The sequence below is a fragment of the Meiothermus taiwanensis WR-220 genome (genome assembly GCF_003568585.1).
In the GTDB taxonomy this organism is placed as follows: Bacteria; Deinococcota; Deinococci; order Deinococcales; family Thermaceae; genus Meiothermus; species Meiothermus taiwanensis.
In genome coordinates this window covers 2,339,586-2,359,722 of sequence record NZ_CP021130.1, presented here as the reverse complement: position 1 = coordinate 2,359,722, position 20,137 = coordinate 2,339,586, and the positions used below count along the sequence as shown (strand labels likewise).

Annotated in this window: 23 protein-coding genes; 15 read left to right on the top strand and 8 right to left on the bottom strand. The window is 66.6% G+C overall.

Annotation, left to right across the window (positions count from 1 at the left end; genetic code table 11):
* Position 1: 1 nt before the first annotated feature.
* The 11 genes from MTAI_RS11605 to pheT all read left to right on the top strand — a co-directional run bounded on the left by MTAI_RS11605 (position 2) and on the right by pheT (position 10,200).
* On the top strand, positions 2 to 256 hold the full coding sequence (locus MTAI_RS11605; protein ID WP_027886482.1) for a hypothetical protein: 255 nt from the start codon (positions 2 to 4) through the stop codon (positions 254 to 256).
* A complete protein-coding gene (locus tag MTAI_RS11600; RefSeq protein WP_027886481.1) occupies positions 249 to 1,457 on the top strand; it encodes a 4-hydroxybenzoate 3-monooxygenase in 1,209 nt (402 codons plus the stop codon). Before MTAI_RS11605 ends, MTAI_RS11600 begins: the two co-directional genes overlap by 8 nt.
* A gap of 83 nt (positions 1,458 to 1,540) precedes the next feature.
* A complete protein-coding gene (locus MTAI_RS11595) occupies positions 1,541 to 2,545 on the top strand; it encodes a catechol 2,3-dioxygenase (protein WP_051349779.1) in 1,005 nt (334 codons plus the stop codon).
* A gap of 1 nt (position 2,546) precedes the next feature.
* Positions 2,547 to 3,227, top strand: a complete 681-nt coding sequence (locus tag MTAI_RS11590) for a GntR family transcriptional regulator (RefSeq protein ID WP_027886479.1) — start codon at positions 2,547 to 2,549, stop codon at positions 3,225 to 3,227.
* On the top strand, positions 3,224 to 4,156 hold the full coding sequence (locus tag MTAI_RS11585; RefSeq protein WP_027886478.1) for a DUF6282 family protein: 933 nt from the start codon (positions 3,224 to 3,226) through the stop codon (positions 4,154 to 4,156). Before MTAI_RS11590 ends, MTAI_RS11585 begins: the two co-directional genes overlap by 4 nt.
* Complete coding sequence (locus MTAI_RS11580; RefSeq protein ID WP_063843251.1) at positions 4,153 to 4,866, top strand: PIG-L deacetylase family protein; 714 nt, start codon at positions 4,153 to 4,155, stop codon at positions 4,864 to 4,866. Before MTAI_RS11585 ends, MTAI_RS11580 begins: the two co-directional genes overlap by 4 nt.
* A complete protein-coding gene (locus tag MTAI_RS11575) occupies positions 4,863 to 5,516 on the top strand; it encodes a 4-carboxy-4-hydroxy-2-oxoadipate aldolase/oxaloacetate decarboxylase (protein ID WP_043981893.1) in 654 nt (217 codons plus the stop codon). The genes MTAI_RS11580 and MTAI_RS11575 overlap by 4 nt, the downstream gene beginning before the upstream one ends.
* Positions 5,516 to 6,313, top strand: a complete 798-nt coding sequence (locus MTAI_RS11570; RefSeq protein ID WP_043981895.1) for a DUF1932 domain-containing protein — start codon at positions 5,516 to 5,518, stop codon at positions 6,311 to 6,313. The genes MTAI_RS11575 and MTAI_RS11570 overlap by 1 nt, the downstream gene beginning before the upstream one ends.
* 40 nt (positions 6,314 to 6,353) lie before the next feature.
* On the top strand, positions 6,354 to 6,527 hold the full coding sequence (locus tag MTAI_RS11565) for a hypothetical protein (protein ID WP_182482364.1): 174 nt from the start codon (positions 6,354 to 6,356) through the stop codon (positions 6,525 to 6,527).
* Positions 6,528 to 6,758: 231 nt separating this feature from the next.
* Positions 6,759 to 7,829, top strand: coding sequence for a phenylalanine--tRNA ligase subunit alpha (gene pheS / locus MTAI_RS11560; protein WP_043981898.1), 1,071 nt, complete (start codon positions 6,759 to 6,761; stop codon positions 7,827 to 7,829).
* A gap of 16 nt (positions 7,830 to 7,845) precedes the next feature.
* Positions 7,846 to 10,200: a phenylalanine--tRNA ligase subunit beta gene (gene pheT, locus MTAI_RS11555; RefSeq protein WP_043981899.1), complete on the top strand. Its 2,355-nt coding sequence runs from the start codon at positions 7,846 to 7,848 to the stop codon at positions 10,198 to 10,200.
* 3 nt (positions 10,201 to 10,203) lie between these two features.
* On the opposite strand, the gene MTAI_RS11550 is transcribed toward pheT, so the two are convergent.
* From MTAI_RS11550 to MTAI_RS11540, 3 genes are all read right to left on the bottom strand, one after another.
* Complete coding sequence (locus MTAI_RS11550; protein WP_027886475.1) at positions 10,204 to 10,680, bottom strand: NUDIX hydrolase; 477 nt, start codon at positions 10,678 to 10,680, stop codon at positions 10,204 to 10,206.
* A 15-nt stretch (positions 10,681 to 10,695) separates the two neighbouring features.
* Complete coding sequence (prfA, locus tag MTAI_RS11545; protein WP_043981902.1) at positions 10,696 to 11,772, bottom strand: peptide chain release factor 1; 1,077 nt, start codon at positions 11,770 to 11,772, stop codon at positions 10,696 to 10,698.
* A 65-nt stretch (positions 11,773 to 11,837) separates the two neighbouring features.
* A complete protein-coding gene (locus MTAI_RS11540) occupies positions 11,838 to 12,452 on the bottom strand; it encodes a lysophospholipid acyltransferase family protein (RefSeq protein ID WP_036196736.1) in 615 nt (204 codons plus the stop codon).
* Positions 12,453 to 12,496: 44 nt separating this feature from the next.
* On the opposite strand from MTAI_RS11540, the gene MTAI_RS11535 reads away from it, so the two are divergent.
* Positions 12,497 to 13,000 carry a DinB family protein gene (locus MTAI_RS11535; RefSeq protein WP_027886472.1) on the top strand — a complete coding sequence of 168 codons (504 nt, stop codon included), beginning with the start codon at positions 12,497 to 12,499 and terminating at the stop codon, positions 12,998 to 13,000.
* Here MTAI_RS11535 and MTAI_RS11530 read toward each other — a convergent pair.
* Entirely contained in the window at positions 12,972 to 13,841 is an 870-nt protein-coding gene (locus tag MTAI_RS11530) for an ion transporter (protein WP_027886471.1), read from the bottom strand. The two genes, MTAI_RS11535 and MTAI_RS11530, sit on opposite strands and share 29 nt — an antisense overlap.
* Before the next feature lie 61 nt (positions 13,842 to 13,902).
* Here MTAI_RS11530 and MTAI_RS11525 point away from each other — a divergent pair, with 61 nt between their 5' ends.
* Both MTAI_RS11525 and MTAI_RS11520 read left to right on the top strand, forming a co-directional pair.
* Complete coding sequence (locus MTAI_RS11525; RefSeq protein ID WP_027886470.1) at positions 13,903 to 14,286, top strand: HEPN domain-containing protein; 384 nt, start codon at positions 13,903 to 13,905, stop codon at positions 14,284 to 14,286.
* Positions 14,283 to 14,690: a nucleotidyltransferase family protein gene (locus tag MTAI_RS11520; protein WP_027886469.1), complete on the top strand. Its 408-nt coding sequence runs from the start codon at positions 14,283 to 14,285 to the stop codon at positions 14,688 to 14,690. Before MTAI_RS11525 ends, MTAI_RS11520 begins: the two co-directional genes overlap by 4 nt.
* Before the next feature lie 93 nt (positions 14,691 to 14,783).
* On the opposite strand, the gene MTAI_RS11515 is transcribed toward MTAI_RS11520, so the two are convergent.
* Positions 14,784 to 15,446, bottom strand: coding sequence for an SDR family NAD(P)-dependent oxidoreductase (locus MTAI_RS11515; RefSeq protein WP_027886468.1), 663 nt, complete (start codon positions 15,444 to 15,446; stop codon positions 14,784 to 14,786).
* Positions 15,447 to 15,525: 79 nt separating this feature from the next.
* On the opposite strand from MTAI_RS11515, the gene der reads away from it, so the two are divergent.
* Positions 15,526 to 16,881, top strand: coding sequence for a ribosome biogenesis GTPase Der (gene der, locus MTAI_RS11510; protein WP_027886467.1), 1,356 nt, complete (start codon positions 15,526 to 15,528; stop codon positions 16,879 to 16,881).
* A 22-nt stretch (positions 16,882 to 16,903) separates the two neighbouring features.
* On the opposite strand, the gene MTAI_RS11505 is transcribed toward der, so the two are convergent.
* The 3 genes from MTAI_RS11505 to nikB all read right to left on the bottom strand — a co-directional run bounded on the left by MTAI_RS11505 (position 16,904) and on the right by nikB (position 20,015).
* Entirely contained in the window at positions 16,904 to 17,950 is a 1,047-nt protein-coding gene (locus MTAI_RS11505) for a protease complex subunit PrcB family protein (RefSeq protein ID WP_027886466.1), read from the bottom strand.
* An 84-nt stretch (positions 17,951 to 18,034) separates the two neighbouring features.
* Positions 18,035 to 19,036 carry an ABC transporter permease gene (locus MTAI_RS11500; protein ID WP_027886465.1) on the bottom strand — a complete coding sequence of 334 codons (1,002 nt, stop codon included), beginning with the start codon at positions 19,034 to 19,036 and terminating at the stop codon, positions 18,035 to 18,037.
* Positions 19,037 to 19,094: 58 nt separating this feature from the next.
* On the bottom strand, positions 19,095 to 20,015 hold the full coding sequence (nikB, locus tag MTAI_RS11495) for a nickel ABC transporter permease (RefSeq protein WP_027886464.1): 921 nt from the start codon (positions 20,013 to 20,015) through the stop codon (positions 19,095 to 19,097).
* Between the last annotated feature and the right edge of the window lie 122 nt (positions 20,016 to 20,137).

The following is a 20,137-nucleotide window of genomic DNA, read 5'->3' as shown; positions in this document are numbered from 1 at the left end:
TGTGCTCACCCTGACCAACGAGTTCACCACCGTTACGGTGGAGAAAATTGCCACCCGCAACGGCGAGCGCCTGCGCATCACCTCCCCGCGCCTGGGCTACAGCATCGAGCTCGACCCGCTGGAACTGGAGTCCCTCACCTGGCAGACGGTGGAGACCTTTTCCAGGCTCCTCTCCACCCCTTACGGCCCCGACGAGGATGGGGTGGAGGCCCGGCCCCTTTCCGACCTGATTCTTTTTGGGGGTGAGCATGCCTAGGGTGCAGGTGGGCATCGTGGGGGCGGGGCCGGCGGGGCTTCTGCTGGCCCACCTGCTGGCTGGGGAGGGCCTCGAGGTGGCCGTGCTCGAGGCCCGCAGCCGCGAGTACCTGGAGCAAAGCCCCCACCGCATCCGGGCCGGGGTGCTGGAGTGGGGCAGCAAGGAGATCCTGGCGCAAGCCGGCCTGGGCGAGCGCATGCTGAGGCAGGGCCTCGAGCACCGGGGGGTCTACCTGGCCTTCGACGGGGCCCTCCACCGCCTCGACTTCCCCGCGCTCACCGAGGGCCGGAGCATCTGGGTCTACGGCCAGCAGTACCTGGTGCAGGACTTAATCCGGCTGTACCTGGAAAAGGGCCATACCATCCACTTCGAGCACGAGGTGGTGGGCCTGGAGGCGCTCGAGGCAGAGCCCACCCTGGTCTACCGCACCCCCCAGGGCGCTACCGAGCGGCTGGTCTGCGAGTTTGTGGTGGGGGCGGACGGCTCGCACAGCCTCCTGCGCAGCCAGATTCCGGGGGCCCAGGTGCATCAGAAAACCTACCCCTTCGCCTGGCTGGGCATCCTGGCCCAGGCCCGCCCGGCCGCCGAGGAGCTCATCTACGCCAGCCACCCCCGCGGCTTCGCCCTTTTCAGCATGCGCTCGCCCAGCATCGCCCGCAACTACCTGCAGGTGCCGGTGGATGAGCGGCTGGAGGACTGGCCCGACGCGCGCATCTGGGAGGAGCTGAACCGGCGGCTGGAGGGGGTGGCCCAGGTGGAGCCCGGCCCCCTGCTGGAAAAGAGCCTGACCCCCCTGCGCTCCATGGTGGTCACCCCCATGCAGCACGGGAGGTTTTTCCTGATGGGCGACGCCGCCCACATCGTCCCGCCCACCGGGGCCAAGGGGATGAACCTGGCGCTGTGCGACGCGGTGCTGCTGTACCGGGCCTTCAAGGCTTATTACCAGCAGAAAGACCCGGGCCCGCTCGAGGCCTACACCCCGGAGGCCCTGCGCCACGTCTGGCAAGCAGAACTCTTCTCCTACTTCATGACCACCTTGCTGCACACCCCCGCCGACCCCTTCGACGATGGGCTGCGCCAGGCCCACCTGCGCCACCTGGGCCAGAGCCCCCATCTGCAGCGCTTCCTGGCCGAGAACTACGTGGGCCTGCACACCAGCGGGCGCTACGTGGGGGTGCTGCGCGCCCCGGTGCGGGGATAGAGGGCCTTGAGGTTTCGCCCTCGAGGCCGGTTTATCGTCTACAATATTGTTGACAATGTAGTTGACCCATTGAGGAGGTGCGCGTGTCTACCGAACATCCACAACCTGCCAATCCGGCCCAGGAAGGGGTCTGGCCCTACTGCGACCTGGCCCACCTGGCCCACCTGGAACTCCTCACCCCGCGGCTGGAGGAGAGCCTGCGCTTCTTCACCGAGGTCATGGGCCTGACGGTGAGCGGCACGGAGGAAGCCTCGGTCTACCTGCGCGGCTGGGACGATTACGAGCATCACACCCTCAAGCTCACCGCCGCCAAGACCAGCGGCCTGGGGCACTTCGCCTTCCGCACCCGAAGCCCCGAAGCCCTGCAGCGGCGGGTGCGGCAACTGGAGGCCCTCGGCTGGGGCGGGGGCTGGACGGACGGCGATGCCGGCCACGGCCCGGCCTACCGCTTCACCACCCCCGACGGCCACCCCATGGAGCTGTACTACGAGACCCGCTGGTACACCCCCAGCGAAGCCACCCGGCCTGCGCTGAAAAACCAGGCCGCCCGCTTTCCGGGCAAAGGCGCCAACCTGCGCCGGCTGGATCACCTCAACCTGCTGGCCTCGGACGTGCGGGCCATGCGGGTGTTTATGGAGGGGGGCCTGGGCATGAAGGTGACCGAGCAGATCATCTTCAGCGGCGGCGACGAGCAGGGGGTCTGGCTCACCTCCAACAACAAAACCTACGACGTAGCCATCACCAAGGACCACCTGGGGGCCCGGGGGCGCTTCCACCACTGCACCTACGCGGTGGACAGCCGGGAGGAGGTCTTGCGGGCGGCCGACATCTGCTTGGAGCATGGGGTGTTCATCGAGACCGGGCCGCACAAGCACGCCATCCAGCAGACCTTTTTCCTCTACGTGTATGAGCCGGGGGGCAACCGCTTCGAGATCGCCTGCCCGGGGGCCCGGCTGCTGCTGGCCCCGGACTGGAAGCCCATCGTCTGGAACGAGGAGGAGCGCAAGCGGGGCCAGGCCTGGGGCCTGCAGACCGTACCCACCTTCCACACCTACGGCACCCCGCCGGTGGAGGCCCTGAAGGAGTGATATGCCGGTAGTCGAGAAACCCACCGAGACCCAGACCGCCTACCAGCGGGTGCGCCAGGCCATCCTGGCCGAGGAGCTTTTGCCGGGGCAGCGCCTGGTGGAGAAGGAGCTGGCCGAGCGCTTCGGGCTGGGGCGGGCCGCCATCCGCACCGCGCTGGCCCGCCTCGAGCAGGAGGGGCTGGTGAAGAGCGAGCCCTTTCGCGGGGCCACGGTGCGGGCCATTGACGAGGCCGAGGCGGTGGAGATTCTCGAGGCCAGAGCGGCCTTAGAGAGCCTGGCCGCCCGCTACGCGGCCCGCAAGGCCACGCCCGAACAGGTGCGCCATCTGGAGGATATTCTTCAGCGGATGCAGGCCCGCTACGAGGCCGGCGACCTGCTGGGCATGTCGGAGCTTAATAGCGAGCTGCACCAGCGCCTGCTGGAGATCGCCGGACACCGCACCGCCGCCCGGCTCATCGAGAGCCTGCGGGCCCAGAACGTGCGCCACCAGTTCCGCACCATCCTGGTGCCGGGCCGCTCGAGGCGTTCGCTCGAGGAGCACCGCCGCATCGTGCAGGCGGTGGCCGCCCACGACGAAGAAAAGGCCGCGCAGGCCATGCTCGAGCACCTCAGCCAGGTGGCCGAGGCGTTGCGCCAGGCTGCGGCTTCAGACAGGTCAAAACCCAACCCGGAGGAAGCATGAGCGAACCCACCCCCATCCCTTCGCCCAGCGCAGGGGCCCGCGAACTCGTGCGCGGGGCCTACGACCTGCACGTGCACATCGAGCCGGATGTGATCCGCCGCCGCATCAGCGACCTGGAACTGGCCCGCCGCTACAGCGAGCTGGGCCTGCGGGGCTTCGTGCTTAAGTCGCACTACACCCCCACCGCCGAGCGCGCCGCCGTGGTGCGCGCCGCGGTGCCGGGGGTGGAGGCCCTGGGGGCCATCGTGCTCAACCACGCGGTGGGCGGGCTGAACCCGGTGGCGGTGGAGATCGCCGCGCGGGGGGGTGCCCGCATCGTCTGGCTGCCCACGGTGGACGCGGCCAACGAGGCCCACGAGGCCGAACCCAAACCGGGGCGCAAGCTGCCCCTGTGGGCCCAGCTACAGCTCGAGCTGCGCGAAGCCGGCCTGCCGCTGCCGCCCATCGAGGTGCTGAACCCGGACGGAACCGTGCGTCCTGCGCTACGGCAGGTCTTGCAGGTGATCGCCCGGCACGGCCTGGTACTGGCCACAGGCCACCTCGGGCGCGACGAGATTATGGCGGTGGTGCAGGCCGCCCGCGAGGAGGGGGTGCAGCACATCGTTATCACCCACCCGGACTACCCCACCCAGAACCTCTCCTTTGAAGACCAGCAGGCCCTGGCCCGGCAGGGGGCCTACCTCGAGCGCTGCCTGGCCCCCATCGTCAGCGGGAAGGTCTCCTGGGAGCATACCTTCGAGGCCATCCGGGCCACCGGGCCGGCGCACTCGTTCCTGTCCACCGACCTCGGCCAGCCCCAGAACCCCCCGGTGGAGGACGGGCTGGCCCTGTTTGCCGACCGGCTGCTCGAGGCCGGCTTCAGCGAGGAAGAGGTGCGGGTTATGGCGGTGACCAACACCGTCCGGCTGGCTACAGGGGGGCGCGCATGAGCCGGAGCCTGCTGGTGATCAGCGCCCACGCCGCCGACTTTGTGTGGCGGGCCGGTGGGGCCATCGCCACCTTTGTCGCAGCGGGCGGGGTGGCGCGGGTGGTGGCCCTCAGCTACGGCGAGCGGGGCGAGTCGGGCGAGCTGTGGAAGGAGCCGGGCCAGACCGAGGAGAGGGTCAAGCAGATCCGCCACCGCGAGGCCAGCGAGGCCGCCGCCCTCCTGGGGGCCCGCTTCGAGTGCCTGGATCTGGGGGACTACCCCCTCGAGGTGGACAAAGCCGCGCTCGAGCGCCTCACCGCCATCATCGTGGAGACCGCCCCCGACCTGATCCTCACCCACGCCCAGCAGGATCCCTTCAACCCCGACCACCCGGTGGCCTACGCCGCCACCGAGCGGGCCCGCCAGCTGGCCAGCGGCTCCGGGGTGGCCAGCGCCTTCCGCACCGTGCGCCCCCCCGAGCTGCTGCTCTTCGAGCCACACCAGCCCGAGCTGTGCGGCTTCGTGCCCAACGTCTTTCTGGACATCACCCCGGTCTGGGAGAAGAAGCAGCAGGCCATGGCGGTCTTCGCTTCGCAAAGCTATCTGCGCCAGTACTACAGCGAGCGGGCCGCCCACCGGGCCAACCACGCCCGGCGCATCGCCGGCTACAAAGACATCGAGCGGGCTGAGGCTTTTCAACGGGTATTGCCGCAGGTGGTGAGGAGCTTATGAGTCTGAGCAAAGAAGCCCTGCAATCCCTGGCCGGGCTGGGGGTGGCCACCGTCTACGAGGCCTCGGGCCGGCAGGGCCTGGTGGATCTCCCGCTGCAACCGCTCAACCCCGGCAGCCGGGTGGCCGGGCCGGCCCGCACGGTGCTGTGCGCCCAGAACGACAACCTGATGGTGCACGCGGCGATGGCCGTGGCCCAGCCGGGCGAGGTGCTGGTCATCGCCATGCCCGAGGCCCAGCCGGTGGCCCTGGTGGGGGAGCTGCTGGCCACCCAGGCCCTCCGGCGCGGCGTGGCCGGAATGCTGATCGACGCTGCAGTGCGCGACGCCGAGGCGCTCTCCCAGATGGGCCTGCCCATCTGGGCCCGCTACATCCGGGCCCGGGGGGCCGAGCGCAAAACCCCGGGCCGGCTGGGGGTGCCCCTCACCCTGGGGGGCACGACCATCCACAACGGTGACATCGTGGTGCTGGACACCGACGGTGCGGTGGTGGTGGCCGCTCAGCGGGCCGAAGAAGTCCTGCAAGCGGCCCAGGCCCGGGCCCGGCGCGAGGCCGGTCTGCGCGAGCAGTTTGCGGCGGGGGTGCTGTCCATCGACCTCTACGGGCTGCGCCCCCAGGTGGAAGAAGAGCTGTCCAGGGCTAAGGAGGGGTAGTGGGCGAACCGCTTGTTGTGGCTGTTCTGGGCCTGGGGGAGGCCGGCTCGGCCATCGCCGCCGACCTGGTCGGCCTGGGGGTGCGGGTGCGGGGGTACGACCCCATCCCCGAGCGCAGCGTGGCGGGCCTCGAGCGGGTGGGGAGCGAGCTCGAGGCCGTTCGGGGTGCTCGGGTGATCCTGAGCGTCAACTGGGCCCGGGTGGCCCTCGAGGTGGCCCGAACCGTGGCCCCGGCCCTCGGCCCGGGGCAGCTCTTTGCCGACCTCAACACCGCCGCCCCGGCCCTCAAGCGGTCGCTGGCTGCGGTGCTGGCCCCCAGCGGGGCCCTCTTCGCCGATGTGGCCTTGATGAGCCCGGTGCCGGGCAAGGGCCTGCGCACCCCGGCCCTGGTCTCGGGGCCGGGGGCGGCCCGCTTCGTTGAAACCATTGGGGCCCTGGGGATGCCGGTGGAGCCGGTGGGGCCGGAGGCGGGCGCGGCAGCCGCCCGCAAGCTGGTGCGCAGCGTGTTTTTCAAGGGGATGGCGGCCGCCGTGGGGGAGGCCCTCGAGGCCGCCCGCCGGCTCGGCTTCGAGCAGGAGACAAAGCAGAACATCGCCGAGACCCTGGCCGCCGCCGATGCCCACCTGGTAGACCGGCTTGTAGAAGGCAGCCGGCGCCACGCCCGGCGCCGGCGGGAGGAGATGGCCGCCGCGGCCGAGATGCTCAAGGCGCTGGGGATCACCCCCCACATGGCCCAGGCCACCGAGGCCTGGCTGGCTGCTCTGCTCGAGCAATCGCAGCAACGCCCCGCTGAATAAGCGAGGCCAGCAGCAATGAGCCTATCAATATAATGGGCCTGTGGAAGCTATCAAACTGGCGGGACTGCTGCTGCTGGTGTTAAGTGCGGTGGAGGTGGTGCTCTGGCGGGTGCTGGCCCCGCGCAACCCAAACCTTAACAAAGCCTTCCCCATCCTGATGGTCAGCGCGGTGGGGACGGCTGTGCTAGGGCTGCTGTTGTTTGTCCTCGGCTAGCAATGTGCCGTACTCCGCTGGCTGTCGGGCGGCCAAGGGATGGGGCTTTCCCTGCGGTGCTGGGGGATGCCTGTGATTGACCGGGGTTTTGATTGGGTGGTAGGCTAACCCGCAAGTATGGCAGGGGGGTGGTTTTTTAGTTAGGCCCGCGGGAGATGCACTTCTCTCGTGGGCGGCCTGCGTGCCGCCCACCGCGTTTGAGTAGACTGGGCAAGGTTGCTTGGAGGTTACATGGACATCGAAGCCGCGCTGGAAGAGATTAGCAGAGCACCTAACCTGGATAGCCTACAAAGCTTGAAGGTGCAGTACCTGGGTAAAAACGGCCAGGTGACCCAGGCGATGAAAACCCTGGGCCAGCTTCCCCCTGAGGAGCGCAAGGAAAAGGGCCGGGTGCTGAATGCCTGGAAGCAGGCCCTCGAGGAGGCCCTGGAGGTGCGCGAAGCCCAGCTAAAGGAACAGGCCCTGCAGGCCCGGCTCGAGCAGGAAGCCCTGGATGTCTCGCTGCCGGGCTACGCTTTTCCCTCGGGGGGGCTGCACATTACCAGCCGGATTGTGCTCGAGCTGGTGAACATCTTTCGCAGGCTGGGCTTTAGCGTGGTGGAAGGCCCCGAGGTGGAGAGCGAGTTTTTCAACTTCGACGCCCTCAACATGCCCGAGTGGCACCCGGCGCGGGATATGCAGGACACCTTCTGGGTGGAGCTTAACCGTGCTACCGAGGAAGCCTTTACCATTCAGGGGCCTTTTGCTGAGGATGTGAGTGGGCTGGGTGGGGCGGTGCTGCGCACCCACACCTCGGGGATGCAGATCCGCTACATGATCCAGCACACCCCTCCTTTCAAAATTGTGGTGCCCGGGCGGGTGTTTCGCTACGAGCAGACCGATGCCTCGCACGAGGCCATGTTCCACCAGCTCGAGGGCCTGGTAGTAGGGCCGAACATCACCATGGCCGACCTCAAGGGGGCTATCAGCGAGCTGGCCCGGGGGCTTTTTGGCAAGGAGGGCAAGGCCCGCTTTCAGCCCACCTTTTTCCCCTTTGTGGAGCCGGGGGTGCAGTTTGCCATGTGGTGGCCTGAGCGTCAGAAGTGGCTCGAGCTGGGCGGGGCCGGCATGGTTCACCCCTACCTGTTCAAAGCGGTGGACGACTACCGCGAGCGGCAGGGCCTGCCCAGGGTTTACGAGGGGATGACCGGCTGGGCCTTTGGCATGGGGGTTGAGCGGCTGGCTTTGCTGCGCTACGGCATCCCCGATATCCGCTACTTCTACCAGAACCGCCTGAGCTTTTTGCGGCAGTTTAGAGGCTAATCCGTGGGGTTTACAGATGAAAATCGTGTATAGCTGGCTCAAGGAGTTTCTACCCGATGCGCCCAAGAGCGAGCGGCTGGAGGAGCTGCTGGCCGGGCTGGGCCTCGAGACCGAGTCCATCAGCAAACTGGCCCCGCCGCCCAGTGGGGTGGTGTTTGGCCGGGTGCTGCAGGTCGAGGCCCTCGAGGGCAAGGAGGTGCGCCGGCTGGTTTTGGACATTGGGCGGGAGGTGCAGGTGCTCTCCGCTGCGCCCAACGCCCGGCCGGGCCTGGGGGTGGCCCTGGCCCTGCCGGGGACGGTGCTGCCCGATGGGAGCGAGCTGCGGGTGCGTAGCATTGCCGGCCTCGAGTCCTACGGGATGGCCCTCTCGGCCAAGGAGCTGGGGGTGGGCGATTATGCCGGGGGTTTGCTCGAGTTTGCGCCCGAGGCCCTGCCCCCGGGCACGCCCCTGGCCGAGGTCTGGGGCCCCGAAGAGGTGATCGAGGTCGAGATCACCCCCAACCGCCCCGACTGGCTCTCGGTCTACGGGGTGGCGCGCGACCTGGCCGCTTTGGGCCTGACCCTGGTGCGGCCCAGCCCCAAGCCCCAGACCACCCCCCTGCCCCTGCCGTTTGGGGTCTGGATCGAAGACCCCGAGGGCTGTGACCGCTTTACCCTGTCCTATGCGCAGGGGGTGCGGGTGGGGCCCAGCCCGCTCTGGGTGCAGCGCCGCCTGTATGCCGCGGGGATGCGGCCCATCTCCAACGTGGTAGACGCTACCAACTACGCCATGCTCGAGCTGGGCAACCCCATGCACGCCTACGACGCCGCCTTCATCCGGGAGGGCCTGGTGGTGCGCCGGGCCCGCAACGGGGAAAAGCTGGTCACCCTGGACGGGCAGGAGCGCACCCTGGACGAGCGTGACCTGCTGATCGCGGTCAAGGACGGCCCCGAGACCCGCCCGGCCGGGCTGGCGGGGGTGATGGGGGGTCTTGAAGACGAGATCCGCGAGACCACCACCGCGGTGGCCCTGGAGGTGGCCCACTTCGACCCGGTGCGGGTGCGCCGCACCGCCCGGCGGCTGGGCCTCAAGACCGAGGCCTCTTACCGCTTCGAACGCGGCGTGGACAAAGATGGGCAGCTTCTGGCCGCCGATCGCTTTATGGAGCTGCTGCAAGCCTGGGGCGGCCCGGGGGTGCAGGTGGCCCAGGATCGGCTCGACCTCAACCACACCCAGCCCCACCCGCCCATCGCCTTCCGGCCCGCGTACACCTCGAGGCTGGTCGGGCTCGAGTACCCCGAGACCACCCAGGCCGAGGTGCTCCGCCGCCTGGGCTGCAGCGTGGAGCCCACCGAGCAGGCCGGCGTCTGGGCGGTGACCCCGCCCAGCTACCGGGTAGACCTGAAGATCGAGGAAGACCTGGTGGAGGAGGTGGCCCGCATCGTGGGCTACGAGCAGATCCCTACCACCCTACCCAGCTTCTTCCCACACCCCGACAACCTGGGCGTGGAGGCCCCCTACGAGGCCAGCGAGCGGCTCAAGCAGGTGATGGCAGGGCTGGGCTTTCAGGAAGTGCTGAACTACTCCTGGTCGTCACCCGAGGAATGCGCCCTGATGCGGGCGCCAGCCCCCACGGTGTTCATGCAGAACCCCCAGACCCCCGAGCGCACCGCCCTGCGCACCGCCCTCTACCCCGGCCTGCTCAAGAACCTGCAGACCGCACGGGCCCAGGGGGAGGAGGGGCCTTTTCTGCTTTTTGAGGTGGGCAAGGTCTTCAGGCGGGTCGAATCCCTGCACCTGGCGGCCTTGCTGTGTGGTGACCCGGTTCCGGGGCTGTGGCAAAAGGGTCTGGAAGGCAGTTTCTTCGCCCTCAAGGGGCTGCTCGAGGCGGCTGCGCGCAACCTGGGGAGCCGCGTGCGGGTCGAGAAAGAGGCTGTGCCCTACCTGCACCCCGGCATCAGCGGGGCGGTCTGGTGGAACGGGGAGAAAGCAGGGCATATCGGGGCTTTGCACCCGGCCATCGCCGCGGCGCTGGAGCTGCCGCAGGTTTTCCTGTTCGAGCTGGCCCTTCCCCTCAGCAAGGGCTCCGGCGGCTTTGTGGATATTGCCAGGTACCCGGCTGCCATGCGCGACCTGGCCGTGGTAGTACCGGACGCAATTCCCTATGCCGAGGTCGAGCGCCTGATTTACGCGAGCGCGGGGCCCTACCTGGAAAAGCTCGAGATCTTCGATGTCTACCGGGGTAAGCCGCTCGAGCAGGGGCAGAAGAGCCTGGCCTTCCACCTCACCTTCCGCCACCCCGAGCGCACCCTGACCGACCAGGAGACCGATGGGTTTATGCAAAACATCATGGCCGTGCTCGAGCAAAAAGGTTTTGCCATTCGCCGTTGAGGCTTACACCCGGGTGCCTTCGCCGCCCCAGCTCGAGTAGGCATAAAACCGGCCCCGCTCCCCGCGGATATAGTCCATGAGGGGTTCCAGGAGGGGCCGGTGTTCGTCGAGCTTGACCGCAACCTCCTCAGCTGTAAAGAAGCGGGCCTCCACGATGTGCCCATCGGGGTCTTTGGGGTTGAGCAGGCCCTGGTAATCGGCGCGGAAGGCCATGGCGATGGTACGTTCGCTTTTGCGGGCATCCTCTACCTGCACCACGTAGGCCAGGTGCTGGATGGCCTTGATGCGCAGGCCGGTTTCTTCCTGTACCTCGCGCACAATGGCATCCAGCACGGTCTCCCCAGCCTCGACCATCCCCCCCGGCAGGGTATAGCGCACCCGCCCGCGGCGGCTCCAGTCGTTGGCGACCAGCAAAACCCGTCCCTGTTTGTCCATCAGGATGGCGGCTGCCACCAATAGGTCACGCCGTAACCCGTGCATACCGACCACCTGCGCCTAGGCGGTCTTGGATGCGGTGGACAAAGCCTCGAGCTGCCGTTCCTGGTCGGCTTTGCGCAGGGCCTCGTGCAGTTTGGAGAGGTCGCCCGCCAGCACCCCTTCGAGGTCGTGGGTGGTGAAACCGATGCGATGGTCGGTCACGCGCGACTGGGGGAAGTTGTAGGTGCGGATCTTCTCCGAGCGCTCACCGGCCCCAATCTGGGCCAGGCGGTCTTCCCGGCGGCGGGCGGCTTCCTCGGCCCGTTTGATCTCTAAGAGGCGCGAACGCAGAATGGCGAGGGCTTTTTCTTTGTTTTTGATCTGGCTGCGCGACTCCATGCAGGAGACGATCAGGCCGGTGGGCTTGTGCAGCACCTGCACCGCGGAGTCGGTGGTGTTGACCCCCTGGCCCCCCGGCCCCGAGGCCCGCGAGACGGTGATCTCGAGGTCGGCCGGGTCGAGCTGCACGTCCACTTCCTCGGCCTCGGGCATCACCGCTACGGTGGCGGTGGAGGTGTGGATGCGGCCCTGGGTCTCGGTGGCGGGCACCCGCTGCACCCGGTGCACCCCGGCTTCGTACTTCAGGTAGCCGTAGGCCCCCGGCCCGCTCACCTCGAAGACCACCTTCGAGACCCCCCCCAGGTCGGTGAGCGAGGTGTCCAGAACCTCGACCCGGTAGCCGCCCTGCCGGGCGTACTCCATGATCATGTCGCGCAGTTCGGCGGCAAAGAGCGCGGCCTCCTCGCCCCCGGTGCCGGCCCGGATCTCCACGATGGCGTTCTTCTCGTCGAGGGGGTCTTTGGGCAGCAGCAGCAGCTCGAGCTCGGCTTCCAGCTCGCGGATGCGGGGCTCGAGGGCCGCGATGTCGGCCCGGGCCATCTCGCCCAGCTCGGGGTCGGACTGCAGTTCGCGGGCCTCCGCCAGGTGGGTCAGGGCCTCTTTGTAGCTGCGGATGGTTTCGACCAGGTGGCCCATCTCGGCGTAGCGCTTGCTGATGCGCTGATACTCGCTCTGATTGGTGAGCACCGCCGGGTCGGCCAGCTGGCGCTCGAGCGCCTGGTACTCGGCTTCTAAGGACTCAAGTTTCTCCAGCATACACGGTCACTATTTACCAGAATAGCGCGGAACCGGTTGGGCGGATAGGCGCGGGCTTGCTTTGGCTAGGCTGGAGGCGGCCCGTCTTTGGGTTTGAGGCGGATGGGGCTTTGCTTGCGGGGGTCTTTGCCCACCTTGTCCTGGTAGAAGGCCCGGATCTGCTCGAAGTCGGCCTCGAGGTCGCCCGTGGGGGTAAGGTAGCCGCCCACCCCCACCTCCTTCTTGCGGTAATCAATATAGGCCAGGGCAATGGGCACGCGGGCTTTGAGGGCCATGTAGTAGAACCCGCTTTTCCAGTAGGGGGCGCGGCTGCGGGTGCCCTCGGCGGCCACCACCACCCACAGGTTGTCGTGCTGCTCGAAGATGCGCGCCACCTGGCCCACAAAATCGCCGCCTGCCTTGGCCCGATCCACCGGGATGCCCCCCAGCCACCGCATCACCACGCCCAGCACCGGCGGAAACAGCTCTTTCTTGCCCACCCATCTAAAGCGGGTGCCCGAGGCCATCCCCCACAGCAAGGCATACAGAAAGTCCCAGTTGGAGGTGTGGGGGTAGCCCACCAGCACGAACTTCTGGCCGGGGGGTGGGGCCATTACGGGCGTCCAGCCCAGCCGCTGCAAAGCCCATACCCCAAAGCGCTGCCAGGGCGTCCGGGGCTGAATCGCATAGGGATGTACCATTGTTACATGGTATACCACACCGGGCAGTGGTATGCTTCTTCATCATGAACGATGATCTACGGGTTTTCTACGGCTGGGTGCAGCGTTCCCGCGAAATCCTCTTTCGCTATTGTGAATCGCTGCCCCCGGAAATCTATACCCAGGAGCGCTCCGACTTCGGCTACGGTAGCATCCGCAACCTGCACGTCCATGTAGCCGACTGCTACTTATGGTGGGTGGGGGTAGTTGGTATGGGCCACCCCAAGGCCGACCTTAAGGGGGCAGACTTTCCGAATGTTGCTGCGGTGAGGGCGGTGTTTGAAGGGGTAGACAGGTTGGTGGAGGAAGCCTTAAGTTCCTTTGACCGGCTGGACGAGGTCTATGTCTGGACGCATCCGAGCATGGGTTGGAAGATCAATGTGAGCCAGCGCTGGTTGCTAATGCACCCCATCACGCACGAGTTTCACCATAAGGGGCAGATGTTGGCACTGGGGCGGGGGCTGGGCCATCCGGTTCCGGACAGCTACGAAACCGATCTGGTCAGTCCTTCGCTCTCCCCAGCAACTTGAGCAATTCCTGAGCCTCATCGAGTTTGGCCTGTACCTCTTCCAGCCGGGCCTCGAGGTCGGAGGATGGCGCTTTGCGCTCCTGCAGGCTCTTGCGCATCTCGTCCATGCTATTAACGATGATGCCCACCAGCAGGTTCAAAAACACCAGCGTGCCCAGCAGGACAAACGAGACCATGTACACCACCGCAACCAGCGGCTGGGCCTGGGGCTGGGTACACAGGGCCGGGTTGGGCAGCTCGAAGCGCGCGCAGCCAAAGTACTGGATGCGCAGCACATCCACCCAGCCTTCTAAAGTTAGGATGCTGAAGAGGGTGAGCAGGGCGGTGTGCAGGTTGCCGAAGTGGAAGGGGTCGTTGGCACCGAACAAAAACACCCCGGCCACCGCGTAGACGTAGAGCAAAAGCAGCATCAGCAGCAAGACGTAGCCGATGGAAGGAATGCTGCGCAGTAGCGCACCCAAAATAATTTGCAGGTCGGGGAGGGTGCGGATGAGGCGCAACACCCGCAAAAGCCGCAGCAGGCGGGCTGCCACCGCGTAGGCCCCCAGCCCCGGCAGCAGGCTCCCCACCACAATCAAAAAATCGAAGACATTCCAGCCGTCGAGGAAGTAGCGCAGCGGACGGGGCCAGAGCGCCCCCATGCGCAGCAGCACCTCGAGGGCAAAAATAGCCAGCACCAGGTCGTTGAGCAGGTGGAGGGCGGGGCCGTAGCGCGCCATCAGGGGTGGGTAGGTCTCGAGGCCCACCAGTACGGCGGCAAACACGATAACGCCGGTAACAAAGCGGTTGAAAGGGGCTGAGGCCACCAGGCGGCCGAGGGGGTTTGGTGCAGAGGTGCTCACAGGCCAAAGTATAGGCCCTGGCAACCTCCTGGCCGGGCGTGCAGGCTGATACACTGGAAAAGTGAACCGGGCCCAGGACTGGTTGGAACAGTCGGAGTACAACCTGCGCCATGCCCAGGCTTCCTTGGGGCTGGGGGATTATGCCTGGGCCTGCTTTGCGGCCCAGCAGGCCGCGGAGGCGGCCCTCAAAGGGCTGCATCTGGCGCATGGGCAGGTGGCCTGGGGTCACTCCATCCTGGATCTTCTGACCGCACTTCCGGCAAACCTCAAGATCCCGGAGGATCTTATAGACGCGGGCAAAATTCTGGACAAGTACTACATCCCCACCCGCTACCCCGACGCCCACCCCGCCGGGCCGGCGGCGCGCCACTACGTGGCCCGGGAGGCCGAGGAGGCCGTGCGGCTGGCAGCGCAGGTGCTGGAGTTTGCCAGGAGCCATGTATGACCCAGGTGTTTCGCTTTGACCGCGAGGCCCGCCTGCAGGAGATTCGCAGGGCAGCCCAGATGCTGGGGGAGCGCCCGGAGGTTCTGGCGGTGGTGCTCTTTGGTTCCCTGGCCCGGCAGGGCCCGCGGGGGGCCACGGCCATGAGCGATGCGGATATCCTGGTTCTGCTAGCGGATACACCCTTGCCTTTTGAGGCGCGCTTGGTGGACTACCGGCTTCCGGGGGTTCGGGGGCTCGAGGTCTTTCCCTACACCTGGGACGAGGCCCTGGCCCTGGCCCGCGAAGGGCTGGGCCCCATCCGGCCCGCCCTCGCGGAGGGTCTCTGCTTCTTCGAACGGGCGGGGGCATGGGCCAGGTTTCGAGAGGGAAACAAAGCTTTTTTAGGCCAGGGCGCTAAAGGCTAGCTCTGGTGCCAATTGGGTTGCTCCGCGGGCCCTTGCCTATAACGCCATTTGGGGCGATGGCTGCGGTTGAGATCTGTAGGCTTTGTGGGTGCGCTAACCCTGATAGATCACCTCGGTTTTCCACCGGCCCGGAGGCTGCGCGTGCAGCTCCCAGAACTTTTCGGCGATCAGGTCGGGGTCGAAGGCGGTGTTGCGCCGGATTGGGCCGGCGATGGTCACGGTAGCGACATGGATACCTTCCTGGTAGAGCTCCTTGCTCAGGGCGCCCACCAAAGCCCGCAGGGCGGCTTTGCCAATCGCGAGTGCGGCCTGGTCGGGCTGGGGGTTCAGGGCCAGGCCGCCCCCGCTAAAGAGCAGGGTGCCCTTGCGGCGCGAGAGCATGCCGGGGATGACCAGCTGGGCTGCCAGCAAAGCCCCGTGAAGGTTGACCTGGAGGGTTTGCTCGAGGGCCTCCAGGCTCAGCTCCGAGGCCCGGCTGCCCAGCGAGCTATAGGCGTTGTACACCAACACCTCGATGGGGCCTAACTGCCTTTCGGCTTCCCGAATGGCCGAAATGAGCTGGGGGGTGCGGGCTACATCGGCGGGAAAGGTTTGAACCGTGCAGCCATCGAGTTCCAGGGCCCCTGCGTAGTTTTCCAGGCTGGCCGCGCTGCGGGCGATCAGGCCCAGCCGGTACCCCTCGCAGCCAAAGCGCCGGGCCACCGAGAGCCCAAGGCCCCGCCCCATCCCGACCACCAGGCAGGCTTTAGGCTTCATACCGTGCATGGTAACATCAAGAATGTTGTTTGTGGCCTTATGCAACGTGGGCCAGCTAGAACCGAAAGCGGGTTGAGTTATGTATAGAGTGGTGATTGTGGGCCGCCCCAACGTGGGTAAGTCGAGCCTGTTCAACAAGCTTTTGGGACTGCGCACCGCCCCGGAGAAAGCCACCAAGGCCGGGAGCCAGTTTGCGGTGGTGGCCGATGTGCCGGGGGTGACCCGCGACCTCAAAGAGGGTGTGGTGGAGAGCGAGCAGGGCCGCTTCAAGCTGATCGATACCGGCGGCTTGTGGTCGGGGGATGTGTGGGAGAAGAAGATCAAGCAAAAAGTGGAGCGCGCCATCCAGGAGGCCGACCTGGTGCTCTTTGCCGTGGATGGGCGCAGCGATATCGTTACCGCCGACCTCGAGGTCGCCGACTTTTTGCGCCGCCAGGGCAAGCCGGTGCTGCTGGTGGCTACCAAGATAGACGACCCCAAGCACGAGGCCTACCTGGGGAGTTTCTATGCCCTGGGTTTTGGCGAGCCCGTCCCCACCAGCGCAGCCCACAGCCGGGGCTTCGATGAGCTGCTGGAGCGCATCTGGGCCCTGCTGCCCATCCGCCAGGAGGAGAGCGAGCCCGAGGTCGTACCCATCCGGCTGGCTATTGTGGGCCGGCCCAATGCGGGCAAGTCCAGCCTGCTCAACGCCATCCTGGGCGAGGAGCGGGTGATCGTCTCGGAGATACCCGGCACCACCCGCGACTCCATCGATGTGGAGTTCGACTACGGGGGTAGCCGGTTTTTGCTGGTCGACACCGCCGGCATCCGCAAGCGGCCCGAGACCGGGGTGGAGGAACAGGCCATCGTGCGGGCCCACCAGGCCATCCGCGATGCCGATGTGGTGCTCTTGGTGATAGACCCCAAGGAGCTGGGCGACCACGAACTTAAGCTGGCCAACGAGGCCCTCGAGGCCGGCAAGCCGGTCATCCTGACCATCACCAAATGGGATCTAATCGAAAGCAAAGAGGAGGCCAGGCGGGTGCGGGCCGACCTGGCCCTCAAACTCTCGCACGTTCAGCACCTGCCCCTGCTGTATGTCTCCTCGGTGACCAAGCAGAACCTGCACAAGCTCCTCTCCGAGGCCGCCCGGCTCTATGAGCTGGCCCGGGTGCGTTTCGAGACCGCCGAGCTCAACCGCTGGCTCTCGGTCTGGAGCACCCAGACCCAGCTGCCCAACTTCAAGGGCAAACCCCTCAAGCTCTTTTTCCTCACCCAGCCCGAGGTGGCCCCCCCCACCTTTGTCTTCTTTTGCAACCACCCCGAGTTTGTCACGCGGGCTTTCGAGGGCTTTTTGCGCAACCGCATCGGCGAAGACTTAGGTCTGCGCGAGATTCCCTTCCGGATGGTCTTCCGCGGGCGCCGGGAGGGCAAGGGGGCAGGGGAGAGGGAGTAACGCGCACCCCAAGGGTTGGGATTCAGTTCCCTGCGCTGGCCAGGGGCCGTCCGTTCACGTCTACAAACTCAACCCGGTTGAAGCGTCCGGGCACCTCGAGCAGCACGAAGGGGCTGGTCAGGGCCTGGGTCAGGATGGCCCCCGGCGCGGGGCTCACCAGGCGCAAGGTGACCCGCAGGGTACTGCCCGAAAGCTGGCTGCTCACGTACTGCACACCATAGCCGCCGGTGGGCTTCTGTCCCCAGAAGAAGGCCACCACCCGGCTCTGGCTGAAATCGACCGAGGGGGTGGCGGGCTGGGGAATCTGGTGGCCGGTGGCCAGCCGCCAGACACTAAGGAGCTGATCGGGGCTGCTCGCCAGGTACGCGGCGGGGGTTGGGTCGGTGTAGGCCGACTGGCTGCCTTGTCGCAGCACGCGGGGATTGGGGCTGGGGTTGGGGGGCATAAGGGTGAGTTCCGTCTCGAGGCCGTACTGCACGGCCAGGGCCACCACCCGGCTTTGGACAGGGGCGGGGGTGTAGCGGTTGGGCTCGAGGGCCGGTTGAACCTCGTACAGCACCACCGGGCGTCCTCCGCGGCGGGCCAGGATCTCCTGCAGCACCACCCTGTTCTCGGCCTCGGACAGTTCTTCGAAGCGGGGCGTACCGGGCCGGTTCTCTACAACCTGTGCGCTATTGCTGGCAAAGCTGCTTTCCAGCCTCGACCAGTTCCCATCAAACAGCCAGGCGCTTTGCAGGTTGCGGCTGGCCCGTACCACAAACTGCAAACCCGGGAAGGTGCGGCTGGTCTGGGCTACACGCGGCTGCGCCGGCCCAATTTCGCGGTAGAGGGCCTCGCCATCCACCAGCAAGGCCTCCGGCACGGCCAGGGGGCTGCTGGAGCTGCCTTTGGTAAGGGCCAGCGTGCGCCCGCCGAGCTGCACCGCCTGGGGCTCGCCGTAAAAGTACGTCCAGCGCTCGGTGTTCTCGGGGAAGAGCAACTGAATTTCGCCGACCCGGTAGGTAGCCTGACCCGGCTCGGGGATGCAGCCCGCCAGGGCCAGCAGGATAAGACCCAGCCATGGTTTCATACCCCCATATTAGCGGCTTTGCAGGCGTAGGGGGCCCTGGGTGAAGCTTTGCTCAAAAAGAGGGGGCCGCTGGTGAGAAATGTCTTACCGCAAAGCCCTGGGGTCGAGGGCATCGCGCAGCGCATCGCCCAGCAGGTTGAAGCCCAGGGCTACGAACATGATGGCCAGCCCCGGAAAGGTTGCTACGTGCGGGGCCGTGGCCAGGTATTCGCGCCCCCGGGCCAGCATCAGCCCCCATTCCGGTTCGGGGGGACGCGCCCCCAGGCCCAGAAAGCCCAGCCCAGCGGCAAACAAAATGGCCACCGCCATCTGCAGGCTCGACTGCACGATGATGGGGGAGAGGGCGTTGGGCAGGATGTGCCGGAGCATGATGCGCAGATCGCGGCTACCCAGGGCGCGGCTGGCCTCCACAAACTCCCGGTCGCGCAAGGCCAGCACCGAGCCCCGCACCAGCCGGGCGTATACCGGAATGGCTGCGATACCCACCGCAATCATCACGTTGGTCAGGCCGGTGCCCAGGGTGGCCACCAGCACGATGGCCAGCAGAATGCCAGGAAAGGAGAGCATCACCTCCACGATGCGCTGGGTGATCAGGTCGAAGGTGCCGCCAAAGTAGCCGGAAAAAAGCCCCACCGGAACCCCGACCAAAAGACCAATGGTCACCGCAATAAGCCCGATGGAGAGCGAGATCCAGGCGCCATGGGCCAGCCGGCTCAGGATGTCGCGGCCCTGTTCGTCGGCCCCCAGCAGATAAAACTTGATCGGGCCGTCCACCCCAAACAAGTGCAAATCACTTCGGAGCAGGCCACCCCACCAGACCCAGGGCTCGCCGCGCACGAAGAACCGGATGGGATACAGCTCCTGCCCCACCTCGAGCTGGCCCAGTGGGGTGCGGCTAACCTCGCGCACCCAGAGGCCGGGCTGGCCCTGGGGGCCCCTCAGCTCCACACGCATGGGGGGAACATAGGTGCCGCGCAGGTTTTGCTCAACCGGGCTGTACGGCGAGATGAAAGGTGCGAAAGCTGCCACCAGCACGAAAACACCGATAAAGACGAACCCCGTGATGGCCAGAGGGCTCCGCAACAAGCGCCGCCGCCAGCGGGGTGGCTCGCGTCTGGTTGGGGTGGAGGTATTCGCCACTGGTTTAGTCATAGCGGATCCTCGGGTCAATGGCGCCGTACAGCAGGTCTACTATCAGGTTAATCAGGATAAAGGCCACCGCAATCAGGAGCACCGCCCCCTGGACGACCGGGTAGTCTCGAGCCAGGATCGAACCCACCAGCAGCTGTCCAATGCCCGGCCAGGCAAACACCGTTTCGGTGATGACCGCACCCTCCAGCAGTCCACCGAACTGCAGGCCAGCAATGGTGACCACCGGAATCAGGGCGTTGCGCAGGGCGTGCTTGAAAATCACCACCCGGCCCGCCACCCCTTTGGCCCGCGCGGTGCGGATGTAGTCCTGCGAGAGCACCTCCAGCATGGCGCTGCGGGTCATGCGGGCCAGAATGGCGGCGGTGCCGATGCCCAGGGTGATGGCGGGGAGGATCAGGTGGCGCAAAGTACCCGTACCGGCCACCGGAAACCAGCCGAGCTGCACCGAGAAAATCAAAATCGCCATCAGGCCAAACCAGAAGACCGGCATCGAGACCCCAATCAAGGCCCCCAGCATGGCGAGCAGGTCGAAGATGGTACCGGGGCGGATGGCGGCGATGATGCCCGCCGGTATGCCAATCAGGAGGGCCACCAGCATGGCCCCCAGGGTGAGCCGGAGGGTATTGGGGAAGTACTGGCTTAGCTCGTAGGTTACGGGTTTGCGGGTGCGAACCGACTCGCCCAAGTCGCCACGGAACACATTCAGGGTGTAGAGTCCGAGCTGGGTGTACCAGGGCTGATCCAGACCAAAGCGCTGGCGGATGTCGGCCAGGGTCTCGGGGGTAGCAAACTCGCCGGCCAGGAGCTGGGCGGGGTCGCCGGGCGCCAGCCGCACCATCAGGAATACGGCCAGCAAGACCCCGAGCAAGGTGGGGATGACCGTTAGCAGGCGGCGGAGAATATAAGTGGTCATGTGAAGACTACACCAGACTTGAGGTGCGGTACGGGTTGACGTCGCTGGATATCCTACCCAGGCCTCGCTTCTCCTGCAAGAAGAAGCCCGCCACAGCTGGCTGTGGCGGGGGGTGTGTGGCT

Excerpts from the sequence above, each read along its gene's own strand:
- nikB (WP_027886464.1), bottom strand. The coding sequence starts at position 20,015 with ATGACCACTTATATTCTCCGCCGCCTGCTAACGGTCATCCCCACCTTG.
- MTAI_RS11585 (WP_027886478.1), top strand. The coding sequence starts at position 3,224 with ATGAGCGAACCCACCCCCATCCCTTCGCCCAGCGCAGGGGCCCGCGAA.
- prfA (WP_043981902.1), bottom strand. The coding sequence starts at position 11,772 with ATGCTGGAGAAACTTGAGTCCTTAGAAGCCGAGTACCAGGCGCTCGAG.
- MTAI_RS11535 (WP_027886472.1), top strand. The coding sequence starts at position 12,497 with ATGAACGATGATCTACGGGTTTTCTACGGCTGGGTGCAGCGTTCCCGC.
- MTAI_RS11580 (WP_063843251.1), top strand. The coding sequence starts at position 4,153 with ATGAGCCGGAGCCTGCTGGTGATCAGCGCCCACGCCGCCGACTTTGTG.
- MTAI_RS11520 (WP_027886469.1), top strand. The coding sequence starts at position 14,283 with ATGACCCAGGTGTTTCGCTTTGACCGCGAGGCCCGCCTGCAGGAGATT.
- MTAI_RS11505 (WP_027886466.1), bottom strand. The coding sequence starts at position 17,950 with ATGAAACCATGGCTGGGTCTTATCCTGCTGGCCCTGGCGGGCTGCATC.
- MTAI_RS11550 (WP_027886475.1), bottom strand. The coding sequence starts at position 10,680 with ATGCACGGGTTACGGCGTGACCTATTGGTGGCAGCCGCCATCCTGATG.
- MTAI_RS11600 (WP_027886481.1), top strand. The coding sequence starts at position 249 with ATGCCTAGGGTGCAGGTGGGCATCGTGGGGGCGGGGCCGGCGGGGCTT.
- pheT (WP_043981899.1), top strand. The coding sequence starts at position 7,846 with ATGAAAATCGTGTATAGCTGGCTCAAGGAGTTTCTACCCGATGCGCCC.
- MTAI_RS11575 (WP_043981893.1), top strand. The coding sequence starts at position 4,863 with ATGAGTCTGAGCAAAGAAGCCCTGCAATCCCTGGCCGGGCTGGGGGTG.
- pheS (WP_043981898.1), top strand. The coding sequence starts at position 6,759 with ATGGACATCGAAGCCGCGCTGGAAGAGATTAGCAGAGCACCTAACCTG.
- der (WP_027886467.1), top strand. The coding sequence starts at position 15,526 with ATGTATAGAGTGGTGATTGTGGGCCGCCCCAACGTGGGTAAGTCGAGC.
- MTAI_RS11590 (WP_027886479.1), top strand. The coding sequence starts at position 2,547 with ATGCCGGTAGTCGAGAAACCCACCGAGACCCAGACCGCCTACCAGCGG.
- MTAI_RS11540 (WP_036196736.1), bottom strand. The coding sequence starts at position 12,452 with ATGGTACATCCCTATGCGATTCAGCCCCGGACGCCCTGGCAGCGCTTT.
- MTAI_RS11515 (WP_027886468.1), bottom strand. The coding sequence starts at position 15,446 with ATGAAGCCTAAAGCCTGCCTGGTGGTCGGGATGGGGCGGGGCCTTGGG.